Source organism: Corallococcus sp. AB045, from assembly GCF_003668895.1.
GTDB classification, from domain to species: Bacteria; Myxococcota; Myxococcia; order Myxococcales; family Myxococcaceae; genus Corallococcus; species Corallococcus coralloides.
On record NZ_RAWN01000004.1, the window covers coordinates 40,984 to 54,184 of the forward strand.

A 13,201-nucleotide genomic window follows, 5' to 3' on the forward strand; every position below is an offset into this window, starting at 1 on the left:
TCCCCGGTTCAATGCCTCTCCATGGGTGTGACTTGCCTCCGGGGTGGCGCGTGCCGGACCCTGCGTGAAAAAGGGGGGCGGAAAATGGGCGTCCAGCATGCCCCAGGGGCTTTCCGGCGGCTGGAGCGTTTTCGTGAACGCGCGGATCCGCGGTGTGCGCGGGTCGCGGTGGCATCTCCTGGTGCGTCAGGCGGGGGGACGTGTCCCGCCGCGTCGTGTTCCGGGCCTGGAGGAGGCCCCTGGGTGCACGGGGAAGCGTCCTCGGGTGTAACTCCCCCCTTGCGTGCCTGGGGAGTCCTTTGGTCCTCTTGGGTCACCGCCGTATGCCCATGGAAACCGCCGCCGACAGCCGAGAGTACCGCGTGGTCTTCTTCTGCCCCGCGTCGAACGCCCGGCTCGAGCGGCTGGAGGTCCCGGTGCGCCGGCTCCTGTCGCGCATCCAGGCACCGCCGGCGGAGCTGGCCCCGCTGAGTGAGGCCGGGGCGCTCACGGAGGCCGGGTGGCAGGTCTACCTGGTGCGTTCGCTGACGGAGCGCAGCGCGGCGCAGGCCATGGCGGCCTACGTCAGCGAGGCCACCTGCGCGCTGGCGGCGGAGGTGGACGCGGAGGTGCTGGGGCTCTACGTGGACGTGTCCGGGGACTCCGCGCGCATCTGCCGGTGCGGCCCGGAGGACGGGCCGGAGACCTTCGCCGGGCGGAGGCAGGCCGCGCTCACCCGCACGTCCGAGTGGCTGGAGGTCGCCCCCGCGAGCCTGTCCGCCCTCTTCCAGTTGGATCCGCCGGACGCCGAATACGAGCCGGACGCGGACGACCGCTTCGTCGAGGAGAAGCTGCGTGAAGCGCGGGCCTTGATGGAGCGCTACCGCACCGCGGCGAAATGAGGTCGAGCACCCCGGAGGACCTGTCGGGCCGTTGTGAGCGGTGCTACCTGCCCACGGCCCTGTGCCTGTGCGCGGACGTGCCCGTCATCCCCACGCGCACGGAGCTGCTGATCATCCGGCACAACAAGGAGTCGCAGAAGAGCACCAACACGGCGCGCATCGCGGCGCTGGCCCTGCCCCGCTGCCACATCGTGTCCTATGGCGCGCCAGGGGCCCCCTTCGACGCGTCGGTGCTGGACGCGCCGGACACGTGGCTCCTGTTCCCGGACGCACCGGAGGCGGAGGGCCCTCCGCCGAAGCGGCTCGTGGTCATCGACGGGAGCTGGGCGCAGGCGCGGCGCATGGTGCAGCGCGTCCCTGCACTGCGGCGGCTGCCGGGGATGAGGCTGCCGCCGCCCGCGCCGGATACGCGCCGGCTTCGCAAGCCTCCGCACCCGGACGGGATGTCCACGCTGGAGGCCATGGCCGGTGCGCTCGCGCGGCTGGAGGGCGAGGAGCTCGCGAAGCCGCTGCTCACGCTGCACGAGCTGATGATTGAACGCGTGCTCGCGAGCCGCGGCCGGCTGGGGTGGGAGAACTACCTCTGACGCGCTGACGGGCCTCCTACTGGAGGACCTTCTGCATCTCCGCCGCGAAGGGCACGGGCTCCAGGAAGCCCGTCACGCGAGGCTTCGTCAGCACGGTGCCGTCCGGGTTCACGAAGGCCACCGTGGGCAGGCCCTCCACGCCCAGCTGCTCCATCAGCGCGTCCAGGCGGTCCTCGCTGTTCGTCGCGTCGATCTTGATGGTGAGGAAGCGGCTGTCCTCGGCCTGGGAGATGACCTCCGTGGACGGATACGTCAGCCGGTCCAGCTCCTTGCAGGCCGCGCACCAGTCCGCGAAGAAGTCGATGAGCACCGGACGGCCCTCCTTCTTCGCCGCCGCGAGCACCTGTTCGAACTGGCTCGCGTCGAACGTCGCCTTCTTCTGCGGCATCACGTGGTGCCACTGCCAGGACGGCGCCACCGGGTGCTCCTGGAGTCCCATGCGCACCCACAGCTCACCCGTGGGCCGCGCGTCCAGCGCTCCGCCGCGCATCACCAGCGCACCCACCACCAGCGTCACGCCCAGCGCCTTGAAGCCGAAGTCGCGTGCGCCCTCCTTGAACGAGCGGTGCACCGCGCCCACCAGCACGCCCACCACCACCAGCACCGCGGCCAGCACCGCGCCGGGCACCTGCCCCACCTCGGCGCCCAGCGCCTTCACGGTGTCGCGCGCCCAGGGGAAGGCGTCCTTCACGTACGAGAACGCGAGCGCCACCAGCATGATGCCCAGCACGCTCTTCACCCACTCCATCCACACGCCACCGCGCGGCAGGCGCACGGTGAAGACGCCGATGAGGAAGAACGGCACGCCGATGCCCAGCGCGTAGATGAACAGCAGCGTCGCGCCCAGCGTCGTGTTGGCGGACTTCGCCACGAAGGCCAGGAGGCCCGTGAGCACCGGCCCCGTGCACGGCGCCGCCAGGAACCCGGACACGCTGCCCATCACGAACGCGCCCGCGATGCCCGCGCCGCCCACGTTGCTCAGCTTCGTCTGCATGGACGACGGCAGCGCCAGCTCGAACGCGCCGAACATCGACGAGGCCAGCAGTAGCAGGAACAGCGCCAGCCCCAGCACCACCACGGGGCTGCCCAGCATGGAGCCGAAGGCCTGGCCCGTCTTCGCCGCCAGGACGCCCAGCGCGCTGAACACCACGCCCATGCCCACGATGTACGACGTCGTCAGCGCCAGCGAGCGGCCCCGCGACTCCGCCTTCCTCGCACCGAACACCGACACGGTGATGGGGATGAGCGGGTACACACACGGGGTCATCGCGGTGAGCAGGCCGCCGGCGAACACCACCAGCGCGCCCCACGCGAGGTTCCCGGACTCCAGGAACCGGGCCGCGTCCAGCCCGGCGCTCGGGCCCGTAGGCAACAGCCACGGCACCACCACCACCGCCATTCCCGCCACCACCGCCGCCAGCGTCAGCTTCTTCGTGTCCATGCGTGCCTTACGCCTCCGCGCGTCCGGACCTTCGGAGGCTCCCTTCTATATGCGGAGGCCGGGGACGCGGCTACCCCGCCGGCATCTGCGCAGGGGAGGCAGGCACCTTCAGTCCCGCGGAGCGTGCCAGCCCCATCACGCCCTCCACGGCGGCGGCGATGTAGCCAAAGGGGTTCGCTCCATCCACCGCCGTCACGTGCACCTCGCCCATCTGCTGCTGGAAGGCCGCCGCCACCTGCGGCAGCTGCCGCGCCAACGTCAACTGGATGACCTCCGGGCTCACCGAGTTCTCGATGTCGCGCAGCGTCTTCGCCCGCTCCAGCTCCAGCCCCTGCTGCGCGCGGGTGCGCCGCAGCTCCAGCTCCGCGATGCCGGCCTCCGCCTCCGCGATGGACTGCTTCGCCAGCAGCACCTGGAGCCGGGCGGACAACTGCTCGGCCTCCTGCCGGGCCTCGGCGAGCTGGACCTCATGACGCGCGGCCTCCGCCTCCTGCTGGCGGCGCATCCGCTCCAGCTCCACCTGCGCCTTGGCGGCCTCCGCCTCCTGCTCCCAGCGCAGCTCCTCCAGTTCCCCCTGCGCGCGGTTGTACGCGAGCTGCCGTTCGCTCGTGAGCCGCGCCTCCTCCAGCCGCGCGTCCGTGGCCAGCGCCTCCAGCCGGGCCTGCTCCTTCAGCGCCTCCGTGCGTGTGCGGACCTCCTCCTGCGCGGTCAGCTTCGCGAGCGCCACTTCGCGCTCCACGGAGGTCCGCTCCTGCTGCTGCTGGCGCGCCTGCTCCATCTTCGCCTGGGCCAGCCGCGCCTCCTGCGCGAGCTGCTCCATCTGCGCCTGCTCCTCCGTGGCCTGGGTGCGCTGGCGGACCTCCTCGCGCGCGGCGAGCTTCTGGAGGTTGAGCACACGCTCGGCCTCCGTCTCCTCGCGCCGCACGAAGCGCTCCTTGGCCAGCTCCGCCTCGCGCGCCTGCCGCTCCTGCTCCCGCCGGAAGCGGGCCTGCATGTGCTCGAAGACAGAGGAGGACAGGACGCGCACGTCCTGGATTTCAATCGTGTCCAGCAACACACCCCAGCCCGTGTCGGTGCGGTCCTCCAGCCGGCCCCGCCCGGAGAGCACCGGGGCAATCTCGCGCATCAGCTCCGCCGCGATTCCCTCCTTGCGCCGGGTGAGGCACTCCTCCACGGTGAGGTTCGCCACCAGCCGGCGCGCCGCGCCCACGAACATCTCCCCGAGCAGCTCCGCCAGCTTCTCCTGCGCGCGCTCCGGATAGCTGAAGTTGAGCATCCGGAAGGCCACCAGCGGATCCGCGATGCGGTACACCGCCAGGCCCGTCACCGCCACGCCCACCTTCTCGCTCGTCACCTGATCCGCGGTGAACTGGAACCGCTGGATGCTGGTGGGCACGATGGCCACCGAGTCCCCCGGCAGCTTGAAGCAGCTCGCGCCCTGGCCGCTCACCTCGCGCACGCGCCCCCGGCGCATGTGGATGAGGAACTCGCTGGGCCGCGCGGTGATGAGCCCCCACTTCTTCACCTTGTCCGGATCCTCCGCGGGCTTGCCCGCCCGCCAGCCGTCCGCGTAGCGGGAGCGCTCCAGGCCCCCCTCCAGGCGGATCAGCGACGGCCGCCCCGTCCCGTCCTGCTGCGTGTCCTGGGCGTTGCTCCGGGCCTGCGACTTCGCGTTGGCGCTCATGTGGTGGCACCCTCCGCGGCTGCTCCAGTGCAGGCGCCCGGCCATGCCCCGGGGTACCGCGAAACGGGCACTTATGGGCGCGCGAAGCGCTGTTTCGGATCACCCCGCTCCAATCCGGCGCAGTTGGAGTGCTCCACTCTGGAGGTGCGTTGAACCAGCCCGGTGCACTCCACGACCAGATGCGTCGCGGACAGGGGCCTCGGACCCCATGTTCCCTTGACCCGAGGGGGGTCGATTTTATAATTGACCAGTCCGGTCCACATTCGTGTGGGCCCATGTAGACCCTGCCGCTGCGCGCGGACCCACCGCGTCGCCGGGGAGCGGAGGGGTGTTCCACCCTCCTGCGTCACTTCTTCCTGAGGACTTCATGCTGAGCCTGCCCATCTACATGGACAACCACGCGACCACCCCGCTCGACCCGCGGGTGCTGGAGGCGATGTTGCCCTACCTCCGCGAGGACTTCGGCAACGCGGCCAGCCGCAATCACGCGTTCGGCTGGAAGGCCGAGGCCGCGGTGGAGAAGGCGCGCCGGCAGGTGGCGGACCTCATCGGCGCGTCGGAGAAGGAGATCGTCTTCACCTCCGGCGCCACCGAGTCCGACAACCTGGCCATCAAGGGCGTCATCGAGTTCTACAAGTCCAAGGGCGACCACATCATCACCCTGAAGACGGAGCACAAGGCCGTCCTGGACACCTGCAAGCGCCTGGAGCGCGTACGCCAGGAGCGCCTGGACGAGCTCAAGCTCCTGCGCCTGGGCCAGCTGGCCGAGCGCGACGTCACGCCGGAAGAAGTCCCCGAGCTGGCCGCGAAGTTCAACCTGGACGCGGACGACACGTACAAGAAGTGGGCGGAGATGCCCACGGGCGGCGCGCGCGTCACCTACCTGGACGTGGAGAAGGACGGCCGCGTGAGCCTGGAGAAGCTGGCCGCGGCGATGACGCCCAAGACGGTGCTCGTCTCCATCATGTTCGCCAACAACGAGATCGGCGTGGTCCAGCCGGTGGCGGAGATTGGCAAGCTGTGCCGTGAGAAGGGCGTCCTCTTCCACTGCGACGCGGTGCAGGGCGTGGGCAAGGTGCCCTTCGACGTGGAGAAGATGAACGTCGACCTGGCCTCCATCAGCGCGCACAAGATGTACGGCCCCAAGGGCGTGGGCGCCCTCTACGTGCGCCGCAAGCCGCGCGTGCGCATCGCGCCCATGGTGGACGGCGGCGGTCACGAGCGCGGCATGCGCAGCGGCACGCTGAACGTGGCGTCCATCGTCGGCTTCGGCGCGGCGGCGGAGGTGGCGCGGCAGGACCTGCCGGAGGAAGCGGCGCGCCTGTTCCGCCTGCGTGAGCGGCTGCGCACCGGCATCATGGAGCAGCTGGACATGGTGACGGTGAACGGCAGCCTGGAGCACCGCATGCCGGGCAGCCTCAACATCTCCTTCTCCTACGTGGAGGGCGAGGCCCTGATGATGTCCATCAAGGACGTCGCGGTGTCGTCCGGCTCCGCGTGCACGTCCGCGTCGCTGGAGCCCTCCTACGTGCTGCGCGCGCTGGGGGTCGAAGAGGACATGGCGCACAGCTCCATCCGCTTCGGCCTGGGCCGCTTCAACACGGAGGAGGAGGTCGACTTCGTCATCCGCCTCGTGGTGGACAAAGTCCGCAAGTTGCGAGACATGAGCCCCTTGTACGAGATGGCCAAGGAAGGCATCGACCTCAAGAGCATCGAGTGGACCGCCCACTAAGCGCTCCCCTCCCCTCAAGACTTCCCGCCGGGCACGGAAGCCCCCGCCCGCCCGGCCGCGCATCGGTTGTCTCCGAAGCGCATCAGTTCAAGCGTTGTGCAGAAGGAGCGTGAGACGCATGGCTTACAGCGAGAAGGTCATCGAGCACTACGAGAACCCCCGCAACGTGGGGACGCTCGACAAGAACGACCCGAACGTCGGCACCGGCCTCGTGGGCGCCCCCGCCTGCGGCGACGTGATGCGCCTCCAGCTGAAGATCAGCGACTCGGGCGTGATTGAGGACGCGCGGTTCAAGACCTTCGGCTGCGGCTCCGCCATCGCGTCCAGCTCGCTCGTCACCGAGTGGGTGAAGGGCAAGACGGTGGATCAGGCCATGACCATCTCCAACAAGGACGTGGCCCGGGAGCTGGCGCTGCCCCCGGTGAAGATCCACTGCTCCGTGCTGGCCGAGGACGCCATCAAGGCGGCCATCGAAGACTTCAAGAAGAAGCGCGCGTCGCGGCAGGCCTGAAGTCCCGCGCGGCACCTCTTCCAGGATTGAGGACGACCCCATGAACGAGCAGGCCCAGACGACCCAGGCCCCTCAGACGCCCCCCAAGCCGGCCCCCAAGGGCATTGGCCTGGCGGACAGCGCGGTGGCGCGCCTCAAACAGCTTCTGGCGGAACGGCAGACGCCGGACGCCGGTCTGCGCATCGCCGTGAAGGGCGGCGGGTGCTCCGGCCTCCAGTACTCCATGGAGTGGTCGGAGAAGTCCCGCGAGCGCGACAAGGTCTTCGAGCGCGACGGCGTGCGCGTCTTCGTGGACCCGAAGAGCTACCTGTACCTCATCGGCACGGAGCTGGTGTTCGAGCAGACGCTGATGGCGTCCGGCTTCAAGCTGAACAACCCCAACATCAAGGCCGCCTGCGGCTGCGGAGAGAGCTTCTCCGTCTGAGCCTGAAGTGGCCTTCCCGCCCGCCCCGTCGGTCAGGGAGCGGGCAGCAGGGGTCCGGCCCGGTGCCGGGCCCCTTTTTCGTTTTCCCCATGAGGATGTGCGCACCGTGAGGACCCACTTCGACGTGTTCGGGCTGCCCCGCTCCCACGCCGTGGACGTGCCGGCCCTGGAGAAGCAGTACCGGGAGCTGTCGCTCCAGCTGCATCCGGACCGCGTCGGACCCGGTGACGCGAAGGCGCGCCTGGCTGCCGTGGAGGGCACCACCGCCCTCAACGGGGCCTTCAAGACGCTGAAGGACCCGGTGCGCCGCGCCTTCTACCTGCTCAAGCTCCACGGCGTGGACCTGGACCGCGAGGACGCGGGCGCCCAGAAGGACATGCCCCTGGAGTTCCTGGAGGAGGTCATGGAGCTGCGCGAGGCTTTGGATGAAGCCATCGCGGCCAGGGACCTGCCGAAGGCCCAGGCCATGGCGAAGGACGTGGCGGGCCGCAAGGCGGCGGCCCTCCAGGAGGCCGTGGCGGAGCTCGGTACGCTGGAGGGCGCCGGGGATTCTCCGGACGGGGTGAGAAAGGCATCGCACGCGCTGGGGCGGGTGCGCTACTTCACGCGCTTCCTCGAGCAGGTGGACGCGTTCGAGGAGGAGGTGCTCGCGTGAGCAACAACGGCTATCTGCAGATCCACGACCCGCTCAAGCCGAAGGGCCACGTGGTGGGCATCGACCTGGGGACCACCCACTCGCTGGTGGCGTCCGTGTCCCAGGGCAAGCCCCGGTGCGTTCCGGTGGACGATGGCGACTCGCTGCTGCTCGCATCGGTCGTGCACTACGGTAGGGACGGCGGAGTGGTGGTGGGCGCCCGCGCGCGCAAGCTCGCGGCCGAGGCCCCCACGGACACCATCGTGTCGGTGAAGCGCTTCATGGGCCGCAGCCCGGACGACCCGGAGACGCGCAAGCTGGGCCACTACGACTTCGCCCCCGGCGCCAACGTGGTGCGCTTCAACGTGGCCGGTGGCCAGCCGGTGACGCCCATTGAAGTGTCGGGCGAAATCCTGCGCGCCCTGAAGCGCCGCGCGGAGGCGCACTTCTCCGGCAAGGTGGAGCAGGCCGTCATCACCGTGCCCGCCTACTTCGACGACGCCCAGCGCCAGGCCACCCGCGACGCGGGGAAGCTCGCGGGACTGGAAGTCCTGCGCCTGCTCAACGAGCCCACCGCCGCCGCGCTGGCGTACGGCCTGGACAAGGGCAGCCAGGGGATGTTCGCCGTCTACGATTTGGGCGGCGGCACGTTCGACATCTCCATCCTCAAGCTGGAGGACGGCGTCTTCGAGGTGAAGTCCACCGGCGGTGACTCCGCGCTGGGCGGCGACGACTTCGACCGCGCCATCGCGCAGCACGTGCTCCAGAAGCGGGGCGTCCAGGCCCCCACTCCCGCGCAGGTGGCGGAGCTGATGGTCGCCGCTCGAAAGGCGAAGGAGGCGCTCACCGACGCGGCGGAGGTCACGCTCAGCGTGGAGGGCCATTCGCAGCCGCTGTCCCGCGCGGACTTCGAGGCGTGGATCCAGCCGCTCGTGGCGAAGACAGGCACGGTGTGCCGGCGGGCCCTGAAGGACGCGGGCGTGGCGGCGGGCGAGCTGGACGGCGTCATCCTGGTGGGCGGCTCCACGCGAGTGCCCGCGGTGCGCCGCTTCGTGGCGGAGCTGTTCGGCCGCGAGCCCCTGGGCGACATCGATCCGGATCAGGTCGTGGCGCTGGGCGCGGCAGTGCAGGCGAGCCTCCTCACCGACGGCGACCGCCAGGACGAGGTGCTGCTGCTGGACGTCATCCCCCTGTCGCTGGGCCTGGAGACGATGGGCGGCATCACGGAGAAGCTGATCCCCCGCAACTCCACCATCCCCACGGCGGCGGCGCAGGTGTTCACCACGTTCAAGGACGGGCAGACGGGCCTGGACGTGCACGTGGTGCAGGGCGAGCGCGAGCTGGTGCAGGACAACCGCAGCCTCGCGCGCTTCACGCTCTCCGGCATCCCCACCATGGCGGCCGGCATGGCCCGCGTGGAGGTGCGCTTCCAGGTGGACGCGGACGGCATCCTGTCCGTCACCGCGAAGGAGCAGAGCACCGGCGTGGCTCAGGCCATCACCGTGAAGCCCAGCCATGGCCTGACGGAGGAGGAGATCGAGAAGATGCTCCTCGACTCCATCGACTTCGCGGAGGACGACATCCAGGCCCGCCAGCTGCGCGAGCAGCAGGTGGAGGCCGAGCGCGTCCTCTCCGAGGCCGACCGCCAGCTGCGCGAGAACGCCACGCTGCTCCAGGCCGGCGAGCCGGAGGCCATCCAGGCCGCCATGGCTCGCGTGCGCGAAGCCGCGCAGGGCAAGGACTACCTGGCCGTGAAGGAGGCCCTGCACGCGCTGGACGAGGCGTCCCGGGCCTTCATCGAACGGGTCATGAACCACGCCATCACCCAGGTGGTGTCCGGCCATTCCGTGGAGGAGTACTGAGCCGTGCCCAAGGTCACCTTCAAGAGCCCCCTGGCCGAGGTCGCCGTGGACGTGCCCCAAGGCACCACCCTGCTGGACGCCGCGGAGAAGGGCGAGGCCCAGGTGGGCCACAGCTGCGGCGGCGTGTGCGGGTGCTCCACCTGCCATGTCTGGATCCGCAAGGGCCTGGACTCGCTGAGCGAGCAGCGTGACGACGAGATGGACCGCCTGGACATGGGCTTCGACGTCCGGCCGTACTCCCGCCTGTCCTGCCAGACGGAGGTCGGCGGCGAGGACGTCACGGTGGAGATCACCGAAGAGTCGCTGGTCGCCTTCATGGACGAGAACCCGGCCATCCGCCGCAAGCTCGAGTCCGAGGGCCGCTGGCCGCTGAAGAAGTAGCCTGAAAAAGGATGCTTGACCGGGCGGGGGAGGTTCTCTATACGTCTCGCCCATCGCGGCGCCGCAAGGCACCGCGAGCCACCTGCCCAGGTGGTGGAATTGGTAGACACACTAGATTCAGGGTCTAGCGCCTGCAAGGGCATGGAGGTTCGAGTCCTCTCCTGGGCATGAAGTAATCGAAGGGCCCCGACCACAAGTCGGGGCCCTTTTTGTTTTCCGGCCCTGCCCTCTTCGCACGGGCGGCTCAGGGTGGCGCGGGTTCCACGGACTCATGCGCCACGTGGTGCGCGGCGGCGTTGGCCAGCCGGCCGCCCTTGCGCAGGTCGCGGATCCGCAGCTTGGAGCGGTGCACGCACCAGGCGCCCACGGCCACCTGGCTGATGACGGTGCCCAGGTGGGTGAGCGTGGCGAAGGCCGCCGCGTCCTCCGGGTGGGAGCCCAGCGCGCGCGCCGCCCAACTGGTGACGAAGTAGTAGATGCCCATGCCCGCCGGGACGCCCGGCAACGACTGCCCCAGGGAGATGGCGCCCAGCACGACGGCGCCCGCGAAGAGGCCCCCGGGGATGTGGACGCCGTGCAGCGCCAGGCCGTACGCCAGCGCGGAGGCGAACACCGGGAAGATGGAGAAGAAGAACACCTTCGCCATGCCCTTGAAGGAGCGCGCGGTGCCCAGGCCCTCGCCCACGTGATTCAGGAAGCTGTCCACGCGGGGCATGGTGTGACGCTGGTGCAGCCAGCGGCCCAGGGGCGCCGCCCAGTGGGCCAGCAGCACCACCAGCGCCACCAGGCCGATGCACAGCGACAGCGCCACGTGCAGCTCCGTCCGGAAGTGGGCCATGGTTTCGCCGAAGGGGCCCAGGAAGGACAGGGCCACCAGCAGCATCAGGCAGGCGAACTCCATCAGCTTGCACACGCCCACGGAGCCCAGGCTCCGGATGAAGGGAATGTTGTGCGTGCGCGACAGGAGGAAGGAGCGCGTCACCTCGCCCAGCTTCCCCGGCAGCGCGTTGTGCACGAAGGCGCCAATGCCCACCAGCTGGAAGCGGTCCTTGAACGGGATGGGCTTGCGCAGCGTGGCCTGCCACTGCACCGCCCGGAGCGGCACCAGCGACGCCTGCAGCAGCATGAACGGCACCAGCCACACCAGGTGCCCCGGCAGGTCACGGACGAACTTGTCCAGGGGGAAGCGCGGCGTCAGCAGGTCCCCGGATCCGCTCAGGTTCCACTTGAAGAACGCGGTGGAGAGCAGGAGCAGGGACAGGACGAGCCCCACCACTCCGCCCAGCACCTTGAGCCACGTGCGTCCACCGGCGTTGGGAAGCCGCATGGTCCTCCCCTTCCTCGGTTTCAATGGAGAATCCGCGGTGAGCCGGTGTCCAGGTAGGCCTCCGCCAGGCGCTCGTGCAGCCGCGCGCAGTGGCTGAGGCCAGACAGGTCCACCGGGCCGTTCGCGGGCCACATCACCAGGCTGTCGGACTCCACGCGCGTCAAGCCGCCGTGCGAGCCGAACTCCCACGCGAAGCCCACCGTGCCGCCCTTCTGCACGGCATCACCGAAGAGGACCAGGTCCCCCGCGGTGTCCATGCGCGGCAGTCCGTGGAGGAAGTCCGCCACGGCGCGCTTGCTGTACTCGGTGGTGAGCGGCGCGCGGTCCAGGTCCTCCGGGCCGTAGACGCCCCCGCCCATCACCACCACCGCCTCCGCGCCCCGGCGCATCGCCACCATGCCGATGTCCGGGTTGTTCGTGGCCCGGGCCAGCACCTCCGGATGCCGCGCCAGCAGCTCGCGCGCCTCCAGCGGCGCGGGACGGCCGCTCAGGTAGACGTGGGCGAAGTTGCCGGCCTCCACCACCACCGGGATGAAGGGCTCGCGCGCGGCGGTGTCCGGGGCGGGAGGCTGGCGCCCGTCCAGCAGGCCGCGGTGTACGTCGGCGCGCAGCGGAGGCACCTCGCCCTCGAAGAGGACGGCCTCCAGGCGCCGGCCCTGGCGCTGCTCCAGGGGCAGGCTGTCCACGTGGCCGTGATCCGACAGGAAGATGACGTCGTAGGGCTCCGGCGCGGCGCGGGCCACGGCGAACAGCCCCGCCAGCGACGCGTCCACGCGGTGCAGCTCCTGCATCGCCAGCTCCGAGCGCGGGCCCCGGCGGTGGGCCACTTCATCGTAGTTGCCGTAGACCAGGTAGATGAGCGGCACGCCGCGCACCATGTCCACCAGGGACTTGGTGTACGCGAAGCTCCAGCCCAACCGCTGGAGGAGGATGCGGCTGACGAGGAAACCCTGCTCGTGGCGCCAGTCATTGAGCGAGCGCGCCCACTGGCGCACCTCGCGCGCGGCCTGCCAGGACTCCATGCCGAAGGAACGCAGGAAGTCCCACGCGCCCTTCGTGCGCGCCGACCCCAGGCCCTGAAGCTCGTACGCGAACGAGCGCGCCATGAGCTTGAAGCTCGACAGCGTGCTCATGCACATGCGGTTCATGGCGCCCGCGTGGAAGAGCGAGAAGTACGTGTGGCCGCCGTGGTCCAACAGGCTCGTGCGGCCGTGGCCTCGCAGGCGCGCGTCGATGGCCATCGCGTCGCCCGGGGTGTTCATCTGCACCTTGCGGCCGAGCGCCCGGTCGTACCAGCTGTAGCCCGGCAGGTTCGGGTGTTGCAGCCCGTAGAGCAGCCCCGCCTGGAAGAACGGCGTGGACGTGGGCGCGCCCCAGAATGCGTTCTCCAGGTGATACGCGCCAGAGCGGACCAACTGTGAAACAAAGGGCATGCGCCCTGTGACAATGGCCTCGTCGAGCAGCGCCTTGGGCACACCGTCCAGGTGGACGAGCAGAGCGTTCCGAGGCCGACGCGCCGCCACGGGCGGAACTTTCGATCCAATCCTCCGGACGAGGGTATTCGCCCAGTTTCGTGAATTCTCGCTGACGAGCTCGTTGAGACTTTCGCGCACGTTGACGGCTCCCCCATCCCCCAAGGCAAAATGGGCATTCAGGGGGACAGGAGCTTCCGGGGCCGTGTTGCTCTCTTGGAGAGCAGGCGGGCGGATGAGCTGGCTGTCCCGGGCTGGAATCGAT

Annotated in this window: 12 protein-coding genes and 1 tRNA gene; 9 read left to right on the forward strand and 4 right to left on the reverse strand. The window is 69.9% G+C overall.

Annotated elements, in window-relative coordinates; all coding sequences use genetic code 11:
* Window positions 1-329: 329 nt before the first annotated feature.
* Together D7Y21_RS01605 and D7Y21_RS01610 are read left to right on the forward strand one after the other, a co-directional pair.
* Complete coding sequence (locus D7Y21_RS01605; RefSeq protein WP_014395291.1) at window positions 330-881, forward strand: hypothetical protein; 552 nt, start codon at window positions 330-332, stop codon at window positions 879-881.
* Window positions 878-1,468, forward strand: coding sequence for a tRNA-uridine aminocarboxypropyltransferase (locus D7Y21_RS01610; protein ID WP_121710804.1), 591 nt, complete (start codon window positions 878-880; stop codon window positions 1,466-1,468). The genes D7Y21_RS01605 and D7Y21_RS01610 overlap by 4 nt, the downstream gene beginning before the upstream one ends.
* 16 nt (window positions 1,469-1,484) lie before the next feature.
* On the opposite strand, the gene D7Y21_RS01615 is transcribed toward D7Y21_RS01610, so the two are convergent.
* Together D7Y21_RS01615 and D7Y21_RS01620 are read right to left on the reverse strand one after the other, a co-directional pair.
* A complete protein-coding gene (locus D7Y21_RS01615; protein WP_121710806.1) occupies window positions 1,485-2,909 on the reverse strand; it encodes a protein-disulfide reductase DsbD in 1,425 nt (474 codons plus the stop codon).
* Window positions 2,910-2,979: 70 nt separating this feature from the next.
* The gene (locus D7Y21_RS01620; RefSeq protein WP_121710807.1) at window positions 2,980-4,593 is read right to left on the reverse strand and encodes an SPFH domain-containing protein; all 1,614 of its coding nucleotides are present in this window, start codon (window positions 4,591-4,593) and stop codon (window positions 2,980-2,982) included.
* Between the two features lie 370 nt (window positions 4,594-4,963).
* Between D7Y21_RS01620 and D7Y21_RS01625 the strand changes: the two genes are divergently transcribed.
* From D7Y21_RS01625 to D7Y21_RS01655, 7 genes are all read left to right on the forward strand, one after another.
* Window positions 4,964-6,325: an IscS subfamily cysteine desulfurase gene (locus tag D7Y21_RS01625; RefSeq protein ID WP_233611912.1), complete on the forward strand. Its 1,362-nt coding sequence runs from the start codon at window positions 4,964-4,966 to the stop codon at window positions 6,323-6,325.
* 118 nt (window positions 6,326-6,443) lie between these two features.
* On the forward strand, window positions 6,444-6,836 hold the full coding sequence (iscU, locus tag D7Y21_RS01630; protein WP_120553652.1) for a Fe-S cluster assembly scaffold IscU: 393 nt from the start codon (window positions 6,444-6,446) through the stop codon (window positions 6,834-6,836).
* A 40-nt stretch (window positions 6,837-6,876) separates the two neighbouring features.
* A complete protein-coding gene (locus D7Y21_RS01635) occupies window positions 6,877-7,260 on the forward strand; it encodes an iron-sulfur cluster assembly accessory protein (RefSeq protein WP_120564057.1) in 384 nt (127 codons plus the stop codon).
* Between the two features lie 106 nt (window positions 7,261-7,366).
* Window positions 7,367-7,915 carry a Fe-S protein assembly co-chaperone HscB gene (gene hscB / locus D7Y21_RS01640; protein ID WP_121710855.1) on the forward strand — a complete coding sequence of 183 codons (549 nt, stop codon included), beginning with the start codon at window positions 7,367-7,369 and terminating at the stop codon, window positions 7,913-7,915.
* Complete coding sequence (hscA, locus tag D7Y21_RS01645; RefSeq protein WP_121710811.1) at window positions 7,912-9,756, forward strand: Fe-S protein assembly chaperone HscA; 1,845 nt, start codon at window positions 7,912-7,914, stop codon at window positions 9,754-9,756. The genes hscB and hscA overlap by 4 nt, the downstream gene beginning before the upstream one ends.
* 3 nt (window positions 9,757-9,759) lie before the next feature.
* Window positions 9,760-10,137, forward strand: a complete 378-nt coding sequence (locus D7Y21_RS01650; protein ID WP_120564055.1) for a 2Fe-2S iron-sulfur cluster-binding protein — start codon at window positions 9,760-9,762, stop codon at window positions 10,135-10,137.
* Window positions 10,138-10,221: 84 nt separating this feature from the next.
* Window positions 10,222-10,305: transfer RNA gene (locus tag D7Y21_RS01655), tRNA-Leu, on the forward strand.
* A 76-nt stretch (window positions 10,306-10,381) separates the two neighbouring features.
* Here D7Y21_RS01655 and D7Y21_RS01660 read toward each other — a convergent pair.
* Both D7Y21_RS01660 and D7Y21_RS01665 read right to left on the reverse strand, forming a co-directional pair.
* Window positions 10,382-11,464 carry a lysylphosphatidylglycerol synthase transmembrane domain-containing protein gene (locus D7Y21_RS01660; protein WP_120564054.1) on the reverse strand — a complete coding sequence of 361 codons (1,083 nt, stop codon included), beginning with the start codon at window positions 11,462-11,464 and terminating at the stop codon, window positions 10,382-10,384.
* A 20-nt stretch (window positions 11,465-11,484) separates the two neighbouring features.
* Window positions 11,485-13,077 (reverse strand): alkaline phosphatase family protein, encoded by a 1,593-nt coding sequence (locus tag D7Y21_RS01665; protein WP_121710857.1) that lies wholly within the window; start codon window positions 13,075-13,077, stop codon window positions 11,485-11,487.
* Window positions 13,078-13,201: the final 124 nt, after the last annotated feature.